20 protein-coding genes are annotated in these 22687 nt (G+C 45.8%); all 20 read left to right on the forward strand.

Annotated features, from left to right (window positions below; all coding sequences use genetic code 11):
• Positions 1-29 precede the first annotated feature (29 nt).
• The 20 genes from rpsO (at position 30) to ACN6NF_RS09850 (ending at position 22676) form a co-directional block, all read left to right on the forward strand.
• Complete coding sequence (rpsO, locus tag ACN6NF_RS09755; protein WP_007430074.1) at positions 30-299, forward strand: 30S ribosomal protein S15; 270 nt, start codon at positions 30-32, stop codon at positions 297-299.
• A gap of 213 nt (positions 300-512) precedes the next feature.
• Positions 513-2615 (forward strand): polyribonucleotide nucleotidyltransferase, encoded by a 2103-nt coding sequence (gene pnp / locus ACN6NF_RS09760; RefSeq protein ID WP_474317181.1) that lies wholly within the window; start codon positions 513-515, stop codon positions 2613-2615.
• 224 nt (positions 2616-2839) lie between these two features.
• A complete protein-coding gene (locus ACN6NF_RS09765; protein ID WP_474317183.1) occupies positions 2840-3847 on the forward strand; it encodes a polysaccharide deacetylase family protein in 1008 nt (335 codons plus the stop codon).
• 66 nt (positions 3848-3913) lie between these two features.
• Positions 3914-5173: a M16 family metallopeptidase gene (locus ACN6NF_RS09770; protein WP_474317186.1), complete on the forward strand. Its 1260-nt coding sequence runs from the start codon at positions 3914-3916 to the stop codon at positions 5171-5173.
• Positions 5157-5603: a dUTP diphosphatase gene (gene dut, locus ACN6NF_RS09775; protein WP_474317189.1), complete on the forward strand. Its 447-nt coding sequence runs from the start codon at positions 5157-5159 to the stop codon at positions 5601-5603. Before ACN6NF_RS09770 ends, dut begins: the two co-directional genes overlap by 17 nt.
• A gap of 190 nt (positions 5604-5793) precedes the next feature.
• Entirely contained in the window at positions 5794-6693 is a 900-nt protein-coding gene (gene dpsA, locus ACN6NF_RS09780) for a dipicolinate synthase subunit DpsA (protein WP_474317191.1), read from the forward strand.
• The gene (locus tag ACN6NF_RS09785; RefSeq protein ID WP_016820990.1) at positions 6690-7283 is read left to right on the forward strand and encodes a dipicolinate synthase subunit B; all 594 of its coding nucleotides are present in this window, start codon (positions 6690-6692) and stop codon (positions 7281-7283) included. The genes dpsA and ACN6NF_RS09785 overlap by 4 nt, the downstream gene beginning before the upstream one ends.
• Before the next feature lie 134 nt (positions 7284-7417).
• Positions 7418-8455, forward strand: coding sequence for an aspartate-semialdehyde dehydrogenase (locus ACN6NF_RS09790; RefSeq protein WP_474317193.1), 1038 nt, complete (start codon positions 7418-7420; stop codon positions 8453-8455).
• A gap of 36 nt (positions 8456-8491) precedes the next feature.
• Positions 8492-9709 carry an aspartate kinase gene (dapG, locus tag ACN6NF_RS09795; protein WP_474317195.1) on the forward strand — a complete coding sequence of 406 codons (1218 nt, stop codon included), beginning with the start codon at positions 8492-8494 and terminating at the stop codon, positions 9707-9709.
• A 41-nt stretch (positions 9710-9750) separates the two neighbouring features.
• Entirely contained in the window at positions 9751-10632 is an 882-nt protein-coding gene (dapA, locus tag ACN6NF_RS09800; protein WP_474317198.1) for a 4-hydroxy-tetrahydrodipicolinate synthase, read from the forward strand.
• 345 nt (positions 10633-10977) lie between these two features.
• Entirely contained in the window at positions 10978-12657 is a 1680-nt protein-coding gene (locus ACN6NF_RS09805; RefSeq protein WP_013370737.1) for a ribonuclease J, read from the forward strand.
• A 229-nt stretch (positions 12658-12886) separates the two neighbouring features.
• A complete protein-coding gene (locus ACN6NF_RS09810; RefSeq protein WP_474317201.1) occupies positions 12887-13738 on the forward strand; it encodes a ClpP family protease in 852 nt (283 codons plus the stop codon).
• The gene (locus ACN6NF_RS09815; protein ID WP_474317204.1) at positions 13735-13947 is read left to right on the forward strand and encodes a YlzJ-like family protein; all 213 of its coding nucleotides are present in this window, start codon (positions 13735-13737) and stop codon (positions 13945-13947) included. Before ACN6NF_RS09810 ends, ACN6NF_RS09815 begins: the two co-directional genes overlap by 4 nt.
• A gap of 103 nt (positions 13948-14050) precedes the next feature.
• Entirely contained in the window at positions 14051-16729 is a 2679-nt protein-coding gene (locus tag ACN6NF_RS09820; protein WP_474317206.1) for an FtsK/SpoIIIE family DNA translocase, read from the forward strand.
• Between the two features lie 225 nt (positions 16730-16954).
• Entirely contained in the window at positions 16955-17806 is an 852-nt protein-coding gene (sleB, locus tag ACN6NF_RS09825; protein WP_474317209.1) for a spore cortex-lytic enzyme, read from the forward strand.
• 159 nt (positions 17807-17965) lie between these two features.
• On the forward strand, positions 17966-19246 hold the full coding sequence (yfmF, locus tag ACN6NF_RS09830) for an EF-P 5-aminopentanol modification-associated protein YfmF (protein WP_474317213.1): 1281 nt from the start codon (positions 17966-17968) through the stop codon (positions 19244-19246).
• A gap of 2 nt (positions 19247-19248) precedes the next feature.
• Positions 19249-20529: an EF-P 5-aminopentanol modification-associated protein YfmH gene (gene yfmH, locus ACN6NF_RS09835; RefSeq protein WP_474317214.1), complete on the forward strand. Its 1281-nt coding sequence runs from the start codon at positions 19249-19251 to the stop codon at positions 20527-20529.
• 20 nt (positions 20530-20549) lie between these two features.
• Positions 20550-21317 (forward strand): elongation factor P 5-aminopentanone reductase, encoded by a 768-nt coding sequence (ymfI, locus tag ACN6NF_RS09840; RefSeq protein ID WP_474317563.1) that lies wholly within the window; start codon positions 20550-20552, stop codon positions 21315-21317.
• A 101-nt stretch (positions 21318-21418) separates the two neighbouring features.
• Complete coding sequence (locus ACN6NF_RS09845) at positions 21419-21673, forward strand: DUF3243 domain-containing protein (RefSeq protein ID WP_016821001.1); 255 nt, start codon at positions 21419-21421, stop codon at positions 21671-21673.
• A 256-nt stretch (positions 21674-21929) separates the two neighbouring features.
• On the forward strand, positions 21930-22676 hold the full coding sequence (locus ACN6NF_RS09850) for a DUF3388 domain-containing protein (protein ID WP_034095171.1): 747 nt from the start codon (positions 21930-21932) through the stop codon (positions 22674-22676).
• Positions 22677-22687 lie beyond the last annotated feature (11 nt).

The following is a 22687-nucleotide window of genomic DNA, read 5'->3' on the forward strand; positions in this document are numbered from 1 at the left end:
TGGCGATTATAATGAAGGAGGTGAACAGGATGGCATTGACTCAAGAGCGCAAACAGCAATTGATCGAGGAGTACAAAACTCATGAATCCGATACAGGATCACCTGAGGTACAAATCGCTATCCTTACTGAAAACATCGTCAACTTGCAAAGTCACTTTCGTTCGCACAAGAAAGACCATCACTCCCGCCGCGGGTTGTTGAAAATGGTCGGTCAGCGTCGTAAACTTTTGGCTTACCTGAAGAAGACTGATGTTAAACGTTACAGTGCGTTGATCGAGCGTCTCGGACTGCGTCGTTAATTTTCAGACATGTAATGAGAAAAGAAGCCTGGTTGTTCACCGCTTGTCCCTGCTAAGGCGACGGCGGACAGCAGCCGGGTTCTTTTTTGAAATGAGGAATCTTTTTTTGAATTACATATCCTATTTTGTCTGTGAGCTTCTTATGAATAAGACCTGCGCAGGAAATACTGGATGTGTATAGAACTTTTACATGAAATGAAATGGAGGGATACCATGGAGCAACGCGTAGAAATGCAACTCGGCGGAAGAAAGCTGGTGCTTGAAACAGGACGTCTTGCAAAACAAGCCAATGCGGCAGTTAAGGTGAGTTACGGAGAAACAGTTGTGCTGTGTACTGTGACCGCTTCCCGTGAACCGAAAGATTTGGACTTTTTTCCGCTGACCGTGAACTATGAGGAAAGATTGTATGCTGTGGGGAAAATTCCTGGCGGATTTATTAAGCGTGAAGGACGCCCGAGTCAAAAGGCGATTTTATCAAGTCGTTTGACAGACCGTCCAATTCGCCCATTGTTCCCTGAAGGTTTCCGTAATGATGTGCAGGTGTTAAACCTCGTCATGAGTGTTGATCAGGATTGCGAACCTGAAATTGCAGCCATGATTGGAACCTCGGCAGCACTCAGTATTTCGGATGTTCCTTTTAATGGGCCAATTGGCGGAGTTGCTGTAGGTCGTGTAAACGGACAATTTGTGATTAATCCAGACATTGCACAGCAGAACGCAAGCGATCTGTATCTCGTTGTAGCCGGAACAAAAGATGCCATTATGATGGTAGAAGCAGAAGGCGATGAGATTCCAGAGGAAGTTATGCTCGAAGCTATCATGTTCGGACATGATGAAATTAAGAACATTGTGGCAATTATTGAACAATTGGTGCAAGTAGCAGGTAAAGAGAAAATGCAGGTTAAGCTGCATGCTGTTGATGAAAAAGTGAACAGTGAAGTACGTGCTTATGCAGCTGATCGTTTAGTAGAAGCTGTTAAAATTGCCGAAAAACATGCTCGTCAAGAGGCGATTGATGCCGTAAATGAAGAGACCGTTGCCCATTTTGAAGCACAATACATAGAGACACCTGAGCTTTTGAGTGATGTGAGCGAAGTTCTCTATGATATCGTTAAGGAAGAAGTCCGTCGTCTAATTACGCATGATAAAGTGCGTCCTGATGGTCGTAAGCTTGACGAAATTCGTCCGATTGAAAGTGACACTAGCATTTTGCCGCGTACGCACGGTTCAGGCTTATTTACACGCGGGCAAACGCAGGCGCTTAGCGTTTGTACTCTTGGTGCGCTAGGGGATGTACAAATTCTGGACGGTATTGATCTGGAAGAAACCAAACGCTTCATGCATCATTACAATTTCCCTCCATTCAGCGTAGGTGAGGCTCGTCCTTTGCGCGCGCCGGGTCGTCGTGAAATCGGACATGGTGCTCTTGGTGAGCGTGCGCTTTCCAAAGTAATTCCTTCCGAAACTGAATTTCCGTACACGATCCGTCTGGTTTCTGAAGTGCTGGAATCGAATGGATCGACATCACAAGCTAGTATTTGTGCAAGCACACTGGCCATGATGGATGCAGGTGTACCGATTAAAGCTCCAGTTGCAGGCGTAGCTATGGGATTGATCAAGGATGGAGATCATGTTTCCGTACTGACGGATATCCAAGGTATGGAAGATCATCTGGGCGATATGGACTTTAAAGTTGCTGGTACAGCGGAAGGCGTAACTGCCATTCAAATGGATATTAAAATTGACGGTATTGACCGCAATATTTTACAGGATGCGCTCAAGCAAGCCAGAGAAGGACGTTTGTTCATTCTTAGCAAAATGATGGAAGCGATCCAGAAGCCACGTGAGCAGTTGTCTCCATATGCTCCGAAAATTATGACAATGCACATTAACCCGGACAAAATCCGTGATGTTATTGGAGCTGGTGGTAAAATCATCAACAAGATCATCGAGGAAACCGGCGTGAAAATCGATATTGAGCAAGATGGTCGTGTGTTCATCGCTTCTACAAATCAAGAGATGAATGAGAAGGCGCGTTCCATTATCGAAGGTATCGTAAAAGAAGTCGTGGTCGGCGAGATTTACATCGGTACAGTCAAACGAATTGAAAAATTCGGCGCATTTGTTGAAATTTTACCGGGTAAAGATGGTCTGGTTCATATTTCTCAACTGTCTACTGAGCGTGTAGCCAAAGTTGAAGATGTCATTGCTATTGGTGATACGATTACGGTAAAAGTAACTGAAATCGATCAGCAAGGTCGCGTCAATTTGTCCCGTAAGGCAGTACTGACGGCTGAAACTCCTGCTAAGTCCTAGGTTGTGAGACCACGAACCACAGTAACAGGGAGTCTTACGTTTGTACAAGAATATGGGATTTGAATAGCATTAATTAAGCTTTTGGAAAGAGGCAGAGCTACGTTTCTGGCTCTTTTTTCATACATATGCACAAGCTGTACTCAAGTGGGCTTCTATAGCTTACTACGTCATAGATCTTGTCCTCCCAGCATACAATGTGGACAAACGAGCGGGAGGATGAAGGAATGATGAGTAGGGTGAAACGAGCAGTGTGGGTGGTAGTCACTTTAGCCATCACACTGGTAATCGGGCAGTTTAGCGGGGTTCGTGACTACGCTAGTCAATTACGTAATGGAGACGCTACAGGAGCCGAAGAGCTTGAAGCTACACCCACGATGGCGGTAGCAGCTTTGCCTGATAATGCGCTTATGCAGCGACTAAGGGCAGAAGCGGCGCGTCAGCGGAGAGAACCGGTTGATGCCAAGATTGACAGGGTGTGGAAGGCTATTCCAGGTTATAACGGACTGGAGGTCGATCTGGATGCTACCTATCGCAAAGCCATTGCAGCTCCGGATCGGCCTATTCAATATGTATATCGCCAATTGGCACCCAAAATACATTTAAATCAATTGGGTAATGTTCCAATTTACAGGGGCAATCCTGAAAAGCCGATGGTATCCTTCATGATCAATGTAGCCTGGGGGAATGAGTTTATCGTGCCTATATTGAATACATTGGATCAGGAGAAGGTGAAGGCTACATTTTTTCTTGATGGAAGTTGGCTGAAGAAAAATCCTGAACTTGCCAAGGAAATTCAAAGAAGAGGGCATGAGCTTTCGAATCATGCCTATTCTCATCCGAATATGAGCCGTTTGAGTCGAGCCAGGGCTGTACAAGAAATCGAAAAGACGGAAGAGCTTCTTCAACAAACTCTAGATATCAAAAATAATTGGTTTGCCCCTCCGTCGGGTGATTTTAATCAACAAACGGTGGATATTGCGGCAGAGCAGGGGCTCAAAACAGTGTTGTGGACATTGGACACCGTAGATTGGAAACATCCGTCACCGGAATCGGTGGTTCATAAAATTAACAGCAAGGTTGAGTCCGGCTCCCTGATATTGATGCACCCAACAGATTCCTCTGCTGCTGCTCTCAAAGGCATGATTCACGCCATTCGTAGTAAAGGACTTGTGCTTGGAACTGTCAGTCAGACGCTTTCCCCTGATCGGCAGCTACCAGCTCCGGTTGAGTGAACGTCTTTTTTCTGTTAGGATTGAACATTATGGCTAAGTATGCAATTCAGTTTAGGAGGGCCAAGCGTGGAAAGAATTCAACTCAAAAACGGCCTAAGGGTGGTCATCGAAAAAATTCCAACCGTGCGTTCTGTTTCTTTCGGTATCTGGGTTAAAACCGGTTCCCGCAATGAAACACCGGACAATAGCGGTATTTCTCATTTTATTGAACACATGCTTTTCAAAGGAACAGAGCGTTTGAGTGCTAAGGAAATCGCTGAGCAATTCGATGCTATCGGAGGAAATGTTAATGCTTTCACTTCGAAGGAATATACGTGTTATTATGCGAAAGTGCTAGATGAGCATCTACCGATCGCAGTCGATGTACTGTCTGATATGTTCTTTAATTCCAAATTGGATCAGGAAGAGCTGGCTAGAGAGAAAAATGTGATTTTGGAGGAAATCTCCATGTACGAGGACACACCGGATGATATGGTGCATGATCTTGTATCTCAGGCGGCCTATGGTGAACACCCACTGGCTTATCCGATTCTGGGAACCGAAGATCACCTGCTAGCAATGGATAGTTCACATCTCAGCCATTATATGAAGGAGCACTATACAATCGACAATACAGTTATCAGTGTGGCTGGTAATGTTGACGATCGTCTTGTAGAATTGCTGGAGCAACATTTTGGGCATTTCGATAATCACGGAACCGTTTCGCCACTGACAGTGCCTGTGTTTAACGGTCAGCTATTGTACCATGAGAAAGCAACGGAGCAGAATCATATTTGTCTATCTCTGCCTGGATTTGCAATGGGCGACGATCTCCAGTATGCTATGGTTTTGCTGAATAACGCGATCGGCGGGGGCATGAGCTCACGTTTATTTCAGGAAATTCGTGAAAAACGCGGACTGGCTTATTCCGTCTATTCTTATCATAGCTCCCATGCAGATAGTGGAATGTTCACGATCTATGCAGGTACCGCTCCTAAGCAAACAAAGGACGTGCTCGATTTGACGCTGGAGCTGTTACGTGATGTGGCTGTCAACGGTTTGGACGCTACTGAGCTTCGTAAAGGCAAGGAGCAGCTAAAGGGAAGTCTGATCTTAAGCCTTGAGAGTACAGGAAGTCGAATGAACCGGCTTGGAAAAAATGAGTTAATGTTGGGTCAGCATTATACTCTGGATCAAATGATCGAACACATCGAGCAAGTGACGACTGATGATGTGAACAAAGTGCTGGATCGGATGTTTTCGGAGCCGTTTGCTCTGTCAATGGTCGGAGCGAGTGATTCAGCGGTTAAGGATATGAGGAGGGACTATTTTGTTAACTTACGTTGAAATTAACAGACTCGGGGGCAATGAAGATATTGAGCTACCTCGCAAAATGTCAGAGCTTGCATCCGGATTTGACTTGTATGCAGCAGTACAGGAGGATTTGGTTCTGGAACCTGGCAAACGTTGTCTCGTTCCAACCGGATTTGCAATAGCTATGCCAGCAGGATTAGAGGCACAAATCCGTCCGCGTAGTGGATTGGCTCTCAAGCATGGTATTACTTGTCTTAACACACCTGGTACGATTGACGCAGATTATCGTGGAGAGATTAAGGTGCTTCTTATCAATTTAGGCGAGGAACCGTTCACCATTATGCGCAATGAGCGAATTGCACAAATGGTATTTCAGATTGTGCCTGAGGTTAAGTTGAAACAAGTAGATCATTTGTCTGAAACAGTGCGTGGTGCTGGAGGCTTTGGTCATACAGGACGCTGAGTCTACGGTTCACTTGCATACATTGGAATATAATTGTCCATTTTGTAGAAGCTTCAATATTACTCGCTTAAGAGTAAGCATACACATAAAAGTCGTTCCTAGGGGGGCGGCTTTTTTTGTGTTTTTTCACCCCTTCCCGGGCATCTGCATAGACTAAAAGCATATCGTGTCTCGGAAAGGAGTGATCCGGATGCTAACAGGAATGCGCATCGTTGTTTTGGGTGGTGATGCGAGGCAGCTTGAGGTAATCCGCAAATGTGTGGACATGGATGCTACTGTCACTGTGGTGGGCTTTGACAAGCTCGAAGTACCACTCAAAGGAGTCACACTAGAGCCAATGTCTGTCAAGCTGCTAGAATCGTCAGACGCACTGATTTTGCCAGTGGTGGGATGCGATGAGGAAGGCAACGTGAATGCACTTTTCGGAGCACAAAAGCTCCAGTTTCTGAATGAGCATGCTGCTGCTCTTCCACCGCATTGCGTTGTATATACAGGGATGGCGCGAGCGTACTTAAAAGAAATTTGTACCAGGCATGAATTAAAGCTGGTTGAGCTGCTGGAGAGAGATGATGTGGCCATATACAATTCTATACCTACGGCTGAAGGCGCACTGATGATGGCAATTCAGCATACTGATTTTACGATTCATGGTGCAGATTGTATGGTTCTAGGCATGGGACGGACTGGATTTACCATGGCAAGGGCACTACAGGGGTTGGGAGCCAAAGTGAAAGTTGGAGTACGGCGGGCAGAGGATGCAGCGAGAGCCGTGGAGATGGGTTGGAAGCCTTTTATGACAAGGGAATTAGCGAATGAGACAAAGGGGGTTGACTTGATTTTTAATACGATACCCTCTATGATTATCACAGCGCAAATCCTGTCTAAATTGCCACTGAGCACCGTGATTATAGATCTTGCTTCCGCCCCAGGTGGTTGTGATTTCCGGTATGCGGAAAAGCGTGGAATTACGGCTATGCTTGCCCCTGGTCTTCCCGGTATTGTTGCTCCAAAAACTGCTGGTACCATTATAGCGAATACGCTGGTGCAGTTGTTAATGGAAGATAATCCTGAGCGGGGGGATGCACAATGAGTTGGCAAGGGAAAACGGTAGGTTATGCAATTACAGGCTCACATTGCACATTTGAAGAGGTAATGCCTGTTATTCAGCGCTTTGTTGATGAGGGTGCGAAGGTCGTTCCCATTATATCCAATACCGTACTAACAACGGATACTCGCTTTGGTACTTCGCAAAGTTGGCAAAAACAGTTGAAAGATATAACAGGGAATGATATCATTTCTACAATTGTGGAGGCTGAACCACTGGGGCCCTCCCAAATGCTCGATGTGCTGGTGATTGCACCTTTGACGGGGAATTCGATGAGTAAGTTAGCGAATGCAATGACAGACAGTCCGGTTTTGATGGCTGCGAAGGCGCAATTACGTAACGGTCGTCCACTTCTTTTAGCCATATCTACTAATGATGGACTTGGTCTAAATGCTGCCAATATCGCCAAGTTACTAGTAGCCAAGAACATCTTTTTTGTGCCGTTCGGACAGGATAATCCAGTTAAAAAGCCGAACTCGCTTGTAGCTAATATGGAGTTGATTCCAGAGGCTGCCTATGAAGCATTGCAGGGTAGACAGATTCAACCGATGATTGTGGAACGCAAGACCCCATGAAGTATTATAGTTAACTGCTGAGCATCCTTCGCCTAGAAGATGATTCGATAATCCATCGGATCTAATTTCTTGTTGGCGGTGGATGCTTTCAGAATAAAAAATGGTTTTTTAGTCGAGAAGGGGAGATACACCAGATGAGCAATAGAAAGTTTAATGTAGCTGTCGTTGGAGCGACAGGCGCTGTAGGGGAACAGATCGTAAATCTGCTGGAAAAACGAGATTTTCCTGTGGACAAAATCAAATTTCTTTCTTCGCCTCGTTCTGCGGGCACGTTAATTAGCTTTAAAGGTCAGCAGATTCCAGTAGAGATTGCTACCCCCGACAGCTTTGAAGGAATCGACATTGCTTTGTTTAGTGCAGGCGGAGACGTGAGTAAGGAACTGGCGCCGCATGCTGTTCGTCATGGGGCAGTTTGCATTGACAACACTAACGCATTCCGAATGGAACCGACGGCTCCTCTTGTAGTACCTGAGGTGAACAGCGACAAAATTGCCGAGCATCAAGGAATTATCGCGAACCCGAACTGCTCCACCATTCAGATGGTAGCTGCTTTGAAACCATTATATGATCAGTATGGCATTTCTCGTATCATAGTATCCACGTACCAGGCCGTTTCCGGTGCTGGAAGCCGTGCTATTGATGAATTGAATCGTCAAAGCACAGCTATTCTTAACGGTGATGAGGTTCAGCCAGATCTGCTGCCAGTAGGTTCGTTGCCAGTTAAGCATCAGATTGCTTTCAATGCTATTCCGCAAATCGATAAATTCCAGGATAATGGTTATACACTGGAAGAAATGAAAATGGTACGTGAAACGAAAAAAATACTAGGTGACGATTCTGTAAATGTAACAGCAACGTGTGTGCGTATTCCTGTTGTATACGGCCACTCGGAATCTGTCTATGTAGAGCTTAAAAAAGATTATGATCTAGAAGAAGTCCGTAATCTGCTGGCTTCCGCACCTGGAGTAACGCTAGTAGACGATCCTGCTGCCCAGCTTTATCCGTTGGCATCCGAAGCTGCAGGAAAACCTGACGTATTCGTAGGGCGTGTACGTCGTGATTTGGGCAATAGCCGTGGTTTGAATTTGTGGGTCGTATCCGACAATCTGCTCAAAGGAGCGGCATGGAACGCGGTGCAAATCGCGGAAATTATTGCTGCAAAGGCGGAGTAACGTTCCTAAAGCAGGGAGTAATATGGGGGAAAAATAATGGGTATTTTGGTGCAAAAATTTGGAGGAACCTCGCTTTCCACACCTGAAGCGCGTCAACTTGTGCTGGCACATGTGAAGCGGGAGCTGGAGCAAAATTTTCAATTGGTTGTTGTTGTGTCGGCCATGGGAAGAAAAGGGGAGCCTTATGCCACGGATACGCTGCTGGATTGGGCGGCGTCTAACGGTGACAGTCTTCCGAAGCGCGAACGGGATTTACTGCTGTGCTGTGGTGAAATCATTTCTGCCGCTACATTATGCAGTCTGATGGAGAAGGAAGGTATTCCTGCTACAGTGCTGACTGGAGCACAGGCAGGCTTTATTACGGATGATCAATATGGCAATGCTCGTATTTTGGATATCAAGCCAGACCGTATTGTGGAAGAGCTGAACCAAGGCAGAGTAGTCATTGTGACAGGTTTTCAGGGACAAACTACGGACGGTGATATGACTACCCTTGGTCGGGGAGGCAGCGATACATCAGCTACCGCTCTGGGTGCTGCCCTACATGCGGATATGGTAGATATTTATACGGATGTGAACGGTATATTAACTGCCGATCCGCGTATTGTGGAAAATGCGAAGCCGCTTGCACATGTTAGCTATACGGAAATTTGTAATATGGCTCATCAGGGAGCAAAGGTGATCCATCCTCGTGCTGTTGAAATAGCCATGCAGGCTAACATTCCGGTCCGGGTTCGCTCTACCTTCTCGGAAGGAGAGGGTACGTTGGTTACCCACCCGGAAGGCTTTAAAGACGTGCAGGCAGATATCGTAGACCGTTTCGTGACCGGTATTGCGTATGTCGGCAATGTTACTCAAATTACTGTTGAATTAAAGCAAGGTTTGGAGCACTTGCAATTACAAGTATTCAAATCTATGGCTGAACATGGAATCAGCGTTGATTTTATTAACGTAACTCCATCAGGGGCGGTTTATACCGTATTTGATAATGATGGAAGCAAAGCGGTTGAAGTACTTAACGGCTTGGGACTAGAGCCTAAGATACTGGCCGGATGTGCTAAAGTTTCGGTTATTGGTGGCGGTATCAACGGGGTACCTGGCATTATGGCGACAATTGTGGAGGCATTGACAGAATCAGACGTACAGATCCTTCAATCGGCAGATTCCAACACCACGATCTGGGTACTTGTTAAAAAGGAAGATATGGTGCAGGCTGTACGCGCATTGCATAATAAATTTGAACTCCATCAATAGGCGCATTGTCCGTGCTCGGACTTGCAAAAAAAGGAGGCAGCATGGTGAACTTCGGCAGATTGATTACCGCAATGGTGACACCTTTTGATCAGCAAGGAGAGATTAACTGGACTGCATTGTCCTCGTTGATTGATTACTTAATAGAAGAGCAGCATTCAGAGTCACTTGTTGTATCTGGAACAACAGGGGAGTCTCCTACCCTGAGCGATGATGAAAAAATTAAGTTGTTTGCATTTGTTGTAGAAAAAGCAGCTGGGCGATGTAAAATTATTGCCGGAACGGGAAGCAATAATACACGTCATTCCATCCATCTCACCCGTGCTGCGGAGCAGGCGGGAGCAGACGGTGTGCTGCTGGTAGTGCCATATTATAATAAACCGAATCAGGAAGGGATGTATCAGCATTTCAAAAGTATTGCAAACTCCACATCCCTTCCAGCTATACTGTATAATGTTCCAAGCCGTACCGGAGCGAGCCTAACAGCTGAAACGACGCTGCGACTTGCACAAATTCCGAACATTGTAGGAACCAAAGAATGTGCTTCACTAGCACAGGTCACACAGATTGCAGCGGCAGCACCAGAAGGTTTTCTGGTTTATTCCGGGGATGATGCATCTGGACTGCCTGCTATGGCTGTAGGTGCTTATGGCATTATCAGCGTAGCGAGTCACGTGGTAGGTGCAGAAATGAAGCGGATGATGGATTCATTTGTAGGGGGCCACGCACAGGAGGCAGCCAAACTGCATCAGCAGTTGTTCCCGATTTTTAAGGGCATGTTCGGCTGTCCTCATCCTCTACCTAATCCGGTGGCTGTAAAGTATGCATTAGAATTACGGGGGATTAAGGTAGGTTCAGTTCGGTTGCCGCTTATTCCTCCTACTGAGGATGAAGCGGAGTTTATTAAGAATTTATTTACTCGCTAAAAAGAAATAGTTGTAAGATGTTGATGAATATAAGGAGTACCCTTGTTAGGGGCAGTCGGTAGGTACAACACCGACTCGGTTATTGTCTAACAAGGTCCTCTGGCATGAAGGGCGTTCTTGTAGAGCGTCCTTTTTGCTATGCTGTTAACCAGGTAAGTAGATAAAATGACACATACTTATGGTTTGGGAAGGCAATGGGAAACCTAGCGTAACGAACAGGATGACTTGTTTTTTCGTATTTTAATCATGTATAATGGGGTCAAGTGACTGGGTGCGGTATTTTTTTGAAAATTAAATAACAAATCAAGGTACGACGTCCAACTACCATAGGAGGTTTAGATTCATTTGTCTAAAAAAACAAACAACGATAAATTGATGATTTTCGCTTTGGGCGGCGTCGGTGAAATCGGGAAAAATATGTATGTCGTTCAATACGGCAATGACATTGTCGTGGTGGATTCCGGTCTGAAATTTCCGGAAGAGGACATGCTTGGCATCGATATCGTTATTCCTGATATTTCCTACCTTACAGAGAACCGCGACAAAGTAAGAGGCATTGTGCTGACTCATGGTCACGAGGACCATATCGGCGGTTTGCCTTACGTGCTGAAACATTTGAATGTACCTGTATATGGTACCAAATTGACGCTGGGACTGGTGGAAAACAAGCTGAAGGAAGCGAATCTGCTTGGTGAAACCAAACGTATTTTGATCAATGCGGATTCCGAAATCAAGCTGGGCTCCACATTGAAAGTAACATTCTTCAAAACCAACCATAGTATTCCTGACTCTGTAGGTGTTTGCATTGATACTCCTGAAGGTGCTGTTGTTCATACAGGAGACTTCAAATTTGATCATACTCCGGTAAACGGACAATATGCAGATTTGCAGCGTATGGCTGAGATTGGCACACGTGGCGTACTGGCTCTATTGTCAGACAGTACCAATGCTGAAAAACCGGGCTTTACACCTTCGGAAAAGAGCGTTGGCATTGTGCTGGAAGATATTTTCCGCAAGTCGAGACAGCGTGTGGTCGTAGCCACTTTTGCTTCGAACGTACATCGCATTCAGCAGGTCATTAATGCTGCTGAGGCAACCGGACGTAAAGTAACGGTGATTGGTCGCAGCATGGTTAATGTTGTAGGTATTGCTTCTGATTTGGGCTACTTGGAAATTCCAGATGGAATGCTGATTGAGCCTGAAGAAGTTGGCAAAATGTCAGCGGATCGCGTAGTTATCCTCTGCACAGGTAGTCAGGGTGAACCGATGTCCGCTTTGACAAGAATGGCCCGTTCTACGCATCGTAAGGTAGATATCCTTCCAGGGGACTCAGTGATCATCGCAGCTACTCCGGTACCAGGTAATGAAAAATATGTTGGTCGCACTATTGATGAGCTGTTCCGTCTGGGTGCCAATGTATATTACAGCGCAGCTAATCCTGGTATCCACGTTTCTGGACACGGCAGCCAGGAAGAACTCAAGCTGATGCTGAATCTAATGAAGCCAAAATTCTTCTTGCCAATTCACGGTGAGTTCAGAATGCAGCGCCGTCACGCTCTTCTTGCCGAAGGAGTAGGTATCGAGCCTGAAAATATCTTTATTACGGATATCGGTGAAGTCATTGAAATTCAGAATGGCGGAGCACGTAGAGCTGGTAAAGTTACAGCGGGTAACGTACTGATCGATGGACTAGGCGTAGGAGATGTAGGAAATATCGTGTTGCGCGACCGCAAATTGTTGTCACAGGACGGTATTTTGGTAGTGGTTGTCACACTGAGCAAGCAAGATGGCACGATTAAGTCAGGCCCGGATATCATTTCCCGTGGTTTCGTGTATGTTCGTGAATCAGAAGGTTTGCTGGATGAAGCAAATCGTATTGTTTCAAGTACACTGCATAAGCTCATGAGTGAAAATGTAAATGAATGGGCTTCCCTCAAGACAAATGTCAAAGATGCACTGGGTCGCTTCTTGTATGAGCAAACTCGTCGCAGACCGATGATTCTGCCAATTATAATGGAAGTGTGATTCGATTGAAATATGTTCAAAAACTTGAATTAAAAACTTAAGTCACAGGCACACAGTCGCCTCTCTTCCCGCAGGAAATATTGGACGGTTTCCGCGAGAAGAGAGGCTTTTTTTGATTTCGAGGCTGAGGAAATTCATGGAGGTGGGTATAAAATATTCCATTTCTATCCCATACTATAGGGTGAATGCGGGGCACATAGATGCGTAAAGCGAAAGGAAGATCACCCAAATGGAACATTACAGCAATTTATCTTCTGGCAACGAGGAAACGGAAGCGCCAGAACAACCAGAAGTTGGACAAAGACCCGTTTTACCTGCTATGGAGGCTTTACAGCAGCTGGGTCAAACCTCCATGCCCGGAAGCGAGTCCAATATTTTTTGTATGACGATTATCGGTCAGATTGAAGGACACCTCATCTTACCGCCTCAAAACAAAACAACAAAATATGAGCACATTATTCCGCAGTTGGTAGCGGCAGAGCAAAACCCACGTATCGAAGGATTAATGATTTTGCTGAATACAGTTGGCGGTGATGTAGAGGCAGGACTGGCTATTGCTGAGATGATCGCATCCATGAGTAAACCAACAGTGACCATTGTCATAGGTGGAGGGCATAGTATCGGTGTGCCGATTGCCGTATCTTCTACTTATTCTTACATTGCCGAGAGTGCGACAATGACCATTCATCCTATTCGTATGAGCGGTCTGGTCATTGGAGTCCCACAGACTTTTGAATATATGGAAAAAATGCAGGAGCGTGTCGTCCGCTTCGTCGTTTCTCATTCCCGCATCACAGAAGAGCGGTTCAAGGAACTGATGTTCAAAACTGGAGAATTAAACCGTGACATTGGTACAGCGGTTGGAGGAATCGATGCAGTAAAATACGGTTTGATGGATGCGGTTGGTGGTATAGGAGAGGCGCTAAAACAGTTGAATACTATCATTGAGGCGCGCCGTCAGCAAAACGGGTTGACAGGGGCCCCACAGCAGACTCCATATGCCCCTTTTTCACCCAATGCTACAGGCACCCCTACAGGAGGAACCCTTTCAAGTGAGCACAGCAAGGAGCTGCCCCAATGACATTATATACTGTAATGCCAATGGAATTGGTGTGGGAGGGTATGTGGAAGGAGGCAGAGGAGCTTGTAGAGGTACGGGTAGACGGTCTGCTTATGCAAGTACAGCCGCTTGAAAGTCGTCGGGGGATCATAGTAAGGCTCTTGGACTGTCCATTGGAAGCCTACCTCAATCCTCGTTATGGACCAGGTCAGGTCATCGAGTGGTCATAGAAGCTGTCGAATAGTACAGAAATAGGTCATTTGCTGCTGAAAAAGAACATATGTGCGGATAGCGAGTGACGTGGTATAATATTCTTCTGGGGGGTGACCTTGTATGTCCAGAAGAAGAAAAAGAAAAAAGAAGGCCATTTTTGGCGGAGTTTTAAAATATGAAATTTACGGCATTGTGCTGATTACATTGGCGGTCATTGCGTTGTCGGGTGAAGCGGCAGTTGGTCGGTCGCTATCCAAGATGTTTGGGCTTGTACTGGGGAAATTCTATTTTGTAATCCCCCTGATTGGCATTTATTATGGTCTGATGGTGATGATTCACCGCAAGTGGCCGAACCAGTGGAACTCACGGAAGACGGGTTTGCTGTTATTGGTATTTGCCTTTACACTTATGAGTTCTATTTCATCCATGGAGCAGCGTTTGGGACCGATTAACGCGCTTCAGCCGGGCGGAGTGATGAGCCAGATACATATAGATATGCGTGAGCAGTTGCTGTCGCCTGATCAGCAAGGACATACCTCCATGCTGAACAAAGATATTAGCGGAGGCTACGTTGGCGCATTGCAGCTTACCGTTCTGTTATGGCTGTTTGGTCTGACAGGAGCTAAGCTGATCATGATTGTCATGTTCGTCATTTGTTTTATGCTGATGACTCAACTGTCTTATGTGGATTTAGTGCGGATTGTAAAGACCAAACTGCTGACAGCCGGGGGAAGCTTGCGGAAAAAATGGACTGGAAAAGCCACTCCGCTTTCTGCATCTAGCAAAGGCAGTGGAAATAGAAAACCCAAATCTGAGCCTATTCCGGCCTATGAAGAGGATATGGATGATGACTTTGATGAAATGCAGCCTCCAGCACGCAAGCAACCAATTTTCTTTCAGTTGTTTGGCCTTAAAAATACAGATAAGGCGGACAAGGAAGAACAACCTGTCCATGCGGATGAAGATGAACATGATCTTCTATATGAGGCTGGTGACGTGCAGCCTCAGTGGAGAAATGGCAATCAGAGAGAAGAGCTGTCTGACGTGATCGAACACGCTGAACAGGAAGCCTCAATTCCGGTAAAAAGATCGCCAATCATTAGGGACTTCTTCGAACAAGTGAAAAATGAGGAAAAAAGAACAGAGGCTGAACTTGAAGAGTCCCTGACAGGTGGAGCACAGAACGATTCCATTATTGATGAATCACTGGATAGTAATTTTATGGATGCCGATACGAATACGGATATAAATGATTCGGCAATGATCCATGGGACATCAGAAGAAGCTCAGGAACTGGCTGAGACAATTGCTAACAGGGTGACAGGCGATGAAGTTGAAGGGACCAATGTAGCTATTCCAGCTCCACCACCACCTAAGCCGTACAAGCTCCCATCGTTCCGTTTGCTTGCCAAACCGCAAAATTCAGGCAAAGGTATGGGGCAAAAGGATTACATGCAAACAGCACGCAAGCTGGAGGCCACGCTGGAAAGTTTCGGTGTTCGGGCGAAAGTGCTGGAAGTTGTCCGCGGTCCAGCCGTCACACGCTATGAAATCCAGCCAGACATTGGCGTAAAGGTTAGCCGGATTGTGAGTCTAACGGATGACATTGCACTTGCGCTTGCTGCAAAGGATATCCGTATGGAGGCACCTATTCCCGGCAAGTCCGCCATAGGGATAGAAGTTCCGAATAATGAAGTTTCTATCGTAACCATGCGTGAGGTAATGGAGACGACAGTTTTCCAGGAATCGGTTTCCAATTTGTCGATTGCATTCGGACGTGATATTGCGGGACAAACAATTGTCGGTAATTTAGCCAAGATGCCCCATCTGCTTGTAGCTGGAGCTACGGGTTCAGGTAAATCGGTATGTATCAATGGGATCATCACGAGTATTTTGTACAAAGCGAAGCCGGATGAGGTGAAATTTCTGATGGTCGATCCCAAGATGGTAGAGCTGAATGTGTACAACGGAATCCCTCATTTATTGGCTCCGGTCGTGACTGATCCCAAGCGTGCCTCACTGGCATTGAAAAAAATTGTAGTAGAAATGGAAAAAAGGTACGATTTGTTTTCCAAATCAGGCACCCGTAATATTGAGGGCTACAACAATTTGATGAAGGATAACCCGGATGCATTTCTGCCTTACATTGTCGTTATTGTGGACGAGCTGGCAGATTTGATGATGGTTGCTGCAGGAGATGTGGAGGATGCGATTGCGCGACTTGCCCAAATGGCGCGTGCAGCAGGCATCCATCTGATTATTGCAACACAAAGACCTTCGGTTGATGTAATTACAGGTGTCATTAAAGCTAATATTCCTTCACGTATTGCCTTCGGTGTTTCTTCGCAGGTGGATTCCCGTACCATACTGGATATGGGCGGAGCTGAGAAACTGCTAGGACGTGGTGACATGCTGTTCATGCCGATGGGTGCTTCCAAACCAGTTCGCGTTCAGGGAGCGTTTATGAGCGATCAGGAAGTGGAAAACATTGTTAACTATGTACGTGAACAGGGTGAAGCACAGTATGATGAAACGCTTGTGCCGGAGGTGGAAGAGGTATCCACTGATGCGGATGAAATGCTGGACGAGCTGTATGATCAGGCTGTCAACATCATTTTAGAGGCTAAACAAGCTTCCGTTTCGCTCCTTCAGCGCCGTATGCGGATCGGTTATACACGTGCTGCCCGGCTGATTGACTCCATGGAAGCGCGCGGAGTCATCGGTCCTTACGAGGGAAGTAAGCCGCGTGAGGTACTTATCTCAATGGAACAATATCAGCAGAATAAAGTTAGCTCCTAAGCATGATGGTTTATCAGCATTTCATTAAAACGCTGTTTATGCGCATGATGGGTTGTTAAATATGACAACTCCATGCACGCAAATAGCGTTTTTTTGTGATGTTTTTTTGAGGTGTGGAACTGCCTGCTCAAAGAAGATTAAAAGGGTGAATAGCTTCTAGCGGAGCTTGTCATAATAAACGTAGCCATCCTGTTAATCCCACAAAAGAAAGGTAGAGCGCAGCATATGAAAAAGACAATGGTCTGGATTTGCACGGGTATCCTCGCAGCCTCGGCTATTACGTACACAGGACTTTTTAAAACCGACTCTGCACAGCACCGAGCAGAGTCGCTGAGCACGCAGCAGAAAGTACAAGCAGCGCAGCCTGTTCAGCCGACATTCAGTTCAGAAGCGGTTGATTTTGGCTCTTATGGTCAGGATGTATATGAACTGCAATCACGATTGAAGTTGCTGGGTTTTTTTGGCGGGAAAGTGGACAGCCATTTTGGCAGCAGTACACTAAAGGCTGTCAAGGGTTTTCAAAAGGAATTTGGTATCAGACCCGATGGAGTGGTTGGTGCGAAAACCAAATTAAAGCTGGTGAATGCTACTCCACACTGGAAGCCAACAGAAACGCCTATGCATCGTAACCATCAAGGTTCTGATCAGGGACAGGCAGCGAACAATAACGATAAATCAGACCAAAATGAGGAAACGATGGGATCGGCCAACACCATGGGACTGTCTGAAAACGATCTAAAAATTATGGCCAATGCGGTCTACGGTGAATCCCGCGGTGAGCCGTTTGAAGGACAAGTCGCCGTGGCGGCTGTTATTTTGAACAGGGTCAAGTCGCCTAGTTTTCCAAACACACCGTCTGGGGTAATTTTCCAGCCTGGAGCTTTCACTGCTGTAGCAGATGGCCAAATTTGGCTCACGCCGAATGAGACTGCACAAAAGGCGGTACGTCAAGCCCTGAACGGCTGGGACCCAAGTGGAGGATGTCTATATTATTTTAACCCTAAAACAGCCACCTCTAAATGGATTTGGAGCCGTCCGCAGGTGAAAACCATCGGGGAACATATTTTCTGCATGTAAAACGCCGAAGCAGCCGGGAGCTTGTCTCCGGTTGCTTCTTGGCTTTTGCATGGTTAGAATAAAGATTGGTACACTTTACCTCTTTACAGGAGAAGATGTACAGTAGCTATTGCTTATCAAAGGCTAGACGCAAATTGACGTCACAAAGGAGTTTTGGACTTGAACAAAACAGGTTTCGAGCGTGGCACACGCAGACAACTAAGGATTCATGTACTGCCCACCAAGCGCTTTAAGACGTTCGCCATATCATTGTATGTAGGTACTCCGCTACGTGAGGAAACCGTAACTCGTGTGGGACTGGTACCTTTCGTTCTGCGACGAGGCACAGAGTCGTACCCGCAGACTACACAATTTAGAGAGCAGTTAGAGCAATTGTATGGTGCGGGTTTTGGATTTGATGTATACAAACGTGGAGATTATCAGATCGTGCAATTTCGCATGGATACGATTAATGACAGCTTTGTAAGCAGTCCAGATAGTTTGCTGGATCGTTCGTTTGCATTCCTCGGAGAGGTTCTGACGAAGCCTGCATTGGAAAATGGTGCGTTTCAAACGGGATATGTACAGCAAGAACGAGAAAATGTTCGTAAAAAGCTGGAATCTATAGTTAACGATAAAATACGTTATGCTGGGGAGCGCTGTATGGAGGAGATGTGCAAGGATGAGCCTTATCGTCTGCATCCTCTTGGTCAACGATCAGATCTGGACAGCATAAATGCACAAAATTTGTATGAGGCTTATGGAGACTGGCTGAATAATGCCAGCATGGATTTATACGTCGTGGGAGATACCACGCTGGAAGAAGTTGAAAAGTTTGTTGATCGCTATTTTCAATTAAATCGCTCGACGGAAACGGGATATGTACCTGAACAGCCCAAATCGGTAGAACGTGATGTTCAAACTATAGTAGAGCGTCTTGATGTGAATCAGGGCAAGCTCAACATGGGACTGCGCACCCCTATTACGTATGGCGATGAACGTTATGCTTCCGCTCTGATGTACAATGGCATTCTGGGCGGGTATCCGCATTCAAAGCTGTTTGTCAATGTGAGGGAGAAGGAGAGTTTGGCGTATTACGCTTCGTCGCGGTATGACGGGCATAAAGGCATTGGCACAATACAATCCGGTATCGAAATTCCTAATTATGAAAAAGCGGTTACTATTATCCGCAAGCAACTGGAAGATACGCAAAATGGAGCGATTACCGAACTGGAAATGACCCAGACACAGGCGATGATACGCAACTTGCTAAAAGAAATGCAGGACTCCGCTTTTGAAATGATTGCCTATGACTTTAACAGACAGCTTTCCGGTAAAGAGCGGACGGTAGATGAGCTGCTAAACCAGGTGGAGGCAGTCAAGGTGCAGGATGTTCAGGATGCCGCCCAGACGTTCCGACTGGACACTATTTATTTCTTGAGAGACCAGAAGGGGGAATAGCGTTGGAGCATATATCGTATGAGCACTTGCAGGAGACGCTGTACTATGAGGTAATGGATAATGGCTTGCACGTTTATGTGTTGCCCAAACCGGGCTTTCAGAAGACGTATGCCACATTTGCGACTAAATACGGCTCAGTTGATAATCATTTCCGGGTAGAAGGTCAAGAGCCCGTCAAGGTGCCAGATGGCATAGCCCATTTTTTGGAGCATAAAATGTTTGAAGAGCCCGAAGGCGATATTTTTGCTACCTTTTCCTCTAATGGAGCATCGGCGAACGCATTTACGAGCTTTGATCAGACCGTATATCTGTTTTCGGCAACAGAACGCATACAAGAAAATTTGACCACGCTAGTCAATTTTGTTCAGCATCCTTACTTTACAGATGAAAATGTGGAGAAGGAAAAAGGCATTATCGGTCAGGAAATCAATATGTATGAAGATAACCCCGACTGGCGGAGTTACTTTGGTCTGATTGAGGCATTGTACAAGGTCCATCCGGTGCATATTGATATAGCAGGTACTGTTCAATCCATCAGCACGATTACGAAGGAAACACTGTACAGTTGCTATGAAGCTTTTTACCATCCGAGTAATATGATTCTTTTTGTAGTGGGGGGTGTGGACCCAGCCGAAGTAATCGAATTGGTACGCAATAATCAGGCGAAAAAGGACTATAAGCCACAGGGGGAGATCGAACGCATTTTCGATGATGAACCCACGACAGTAGCTGAAACACGGCGTGAGGTAAAGCTGGCCGTTTCTTTGCCAAAGTTACTTTTTGGATTCAAGGAGACTGAAGTAGGTCTAACGGGGGAAGCATTGCTTCGTCATGATCTGGAAACCAAGCTGATGCTTGATCTCTTGTTTGGTTCCAGTACGCAGCTATATCAGAAGCTCTACGATGAGGATCTGATTTCTGACAGTTTTGGCCATGAGTACAACAGTACACAACAGTATGCATTTTCTGCGATCGGCGGAGATACCAAAGACCCTGATCGGCTGTTGGCTAGGATACGAGAAGAGGTAGAGTCTATTCAGAAGCAGGGTTTTACAGCAGAACATTTTGAACGAGCGCGCAAAAAGAAAATCGGCGGTTATCTACGCACACTCAATTCTCCCGAAAATATTGCGCATGAGTTTACAAGACATCGCTTCCGCGGCAGTGATTTTTTTCAACTGCTTCCGGTTTATGAAAGTATCACGCTTGAGGATGTAAATCGCCGTCTGAAAGATCATATACATTGGGATCAAATGGCAATATCGCTGGTGGTGAGTCCGTAATGTCTAGGGAGAGGGAACCGATGACCGCCGAGGGTGGAGAGTTAAAGGCTATTGGCGATACGACTGTGCTGATTACAGGAGCAAGTGGTGGAATTGGTGCGGCTATTGCCGAGCGTTTTGCAGCAGTAGGGATGAATGTGGTCATTCACTACATGAAGTCCCATGAAAAAGCAAATGAAGTTGCCCGTCGTTGCATGACTTATTCAGGCAAGGTGATGACTGTGTCTGCTGATCTGCGGAGTAAGGAGCAGATTGAACGCATGCGGGAAAAGCTGGATAACCATGGAATGAAGCCAGATATTCTAGTGAATAATGCTGGATTATCTCATTATGGGCTGCTTTCAGATGTTTCGGAAGAGGAATGGGACGAAGTGATGGCCGTGAATGTTAAGGGAACTTTTTTGTGTACGCAGGTTTTTATGCCGCATATGATTTCCCAACGCTATGGCCGTATTGTGAATGTTTCGTCTGTGTGGGGCATATGTGGAGCTTCATGCGAGGTATTGTACTCCACTACCAAGGGAGGCATTAACGCTTTCACTAAAGCGCTGGCTCAAGAGGTTGCGCCTTCAGGCGTAACAGTGAATGCTGTGGCTCCAGGGGCGGTAGACACGTCGATGTTGGATCATTTGGATGCAGGCGAAATTAACAGTTTGGAAGAAGAAATCCCTGCTGGACGATTGGCACGGCCTGATGAAATATCGTCGCTGGTTTATTTTCTTGCGCTTCCTGAGTCAGGGTATATTAATGGTCAGGTCATAAGTCCTAACGGAGGATGGGTGACTTAAGAAAACACCGCATGGAGGAATCCACCAGTATAGTAAGCGTCTGTGAAGAGCATATTACAACTGTTGATTTTAAATCTGAATCATCTAAGGAGGATTTAAGTATGTCAACAGTTGTTCAGAATTTTGATGTTTGGAAAAAGTTCCTTGGTCAGCGTGTAGAGCAAGCAGAGAAGCTGGGAATCAGTCAAGATACCATTGCGGAGCTTGCTTACGAGATCGGTGATTTTCTGGATGAGAAGGTCGATCCAGCTAACCACTCCAACCGCGCACTGAAAGAACTGTGGGGAGTTGCCGATGAGGACGAGCGTCACACCATCGCCCGGTTAATGGTTAAATTAGCCAAGAGCAACGCATAAGTAGGAACCAACATGAAAAGCTCCCTTTTTGGGGGGCTTTTCTGTAATGGTTACAGAGCTGTTCTTGTAATTCCATTGTAATTTATATATCATAAACGTGATTGAGGCTTACAACACAATGTAGCCTATCGAATTTCAATATTTGGTTTTGTCGAATGATGCTATCTTATGATACAATAAGGCTTTGATTTGGCATTGTTGACGGTTTGAATGTGAATGAGGTGCTAACGTGACGGAAGAGACGAAACAGTGGTACATGGAATACAAGATACATAAAAATCGACCCGGACTGCTGGGGGACATTGCTTCCATGCTTGGTATTCTGGGGGTTAATATACTGACGATTAACGGTGTTGAAGGCGAGAGACGGGGGATGCTTCTCGAAACAGACGATGACGAAAAAATACGCATTCTCGGAGATACGTTGAAAAAAGCCAGCAACATTACAGTCACGGCCTTACGTGCTCCGAGACTGGTCGATATATTGGCAGTAAGACACGGCCGTTACATCGATCGGGATTCGGATGATCGTAAAACTTTCCGCTTTACACGTGATGAGCTTGGGTTGCTGGTCGATTTTTTGGGTGAAGTATTAAAGAGGGACGGCAATCAGGTAATTGGTCTTCGCGGGATGCCGCGTGTTGGTAAAACGGAATCTATTATTGCCAGTAGCGTATGTGCAATGAAGCGTTGGACTTTTGTGTCGTCGACGTTATTACGACAAACGGTTCGCAGTCAGCTTTCTGAGGAAGAAATGAATCCCAACAATGTGTTTATTATTGACGGCATTGTGAGTACAATTCGGTCAAATGAAAGACATTATCACCTGCTTCAGGAAATTATGAGCATGCCAAGTACCAAAGTGATTGAGCATCCTGATGTATTTGTGCGTGAATCGGGATACAGCTTTGACGATTTCAATATCATTATTGAACTTCGCAATAATCCGGCTGAGGAAATTATTTATGATACCTTTACAGCCAGTTATACAGAAGATCTTTAAATAAGTGTAAT

The sequence above is a fragment of the Paenibacillus sp. TSM33 genome (assembly GCF_056099025.1).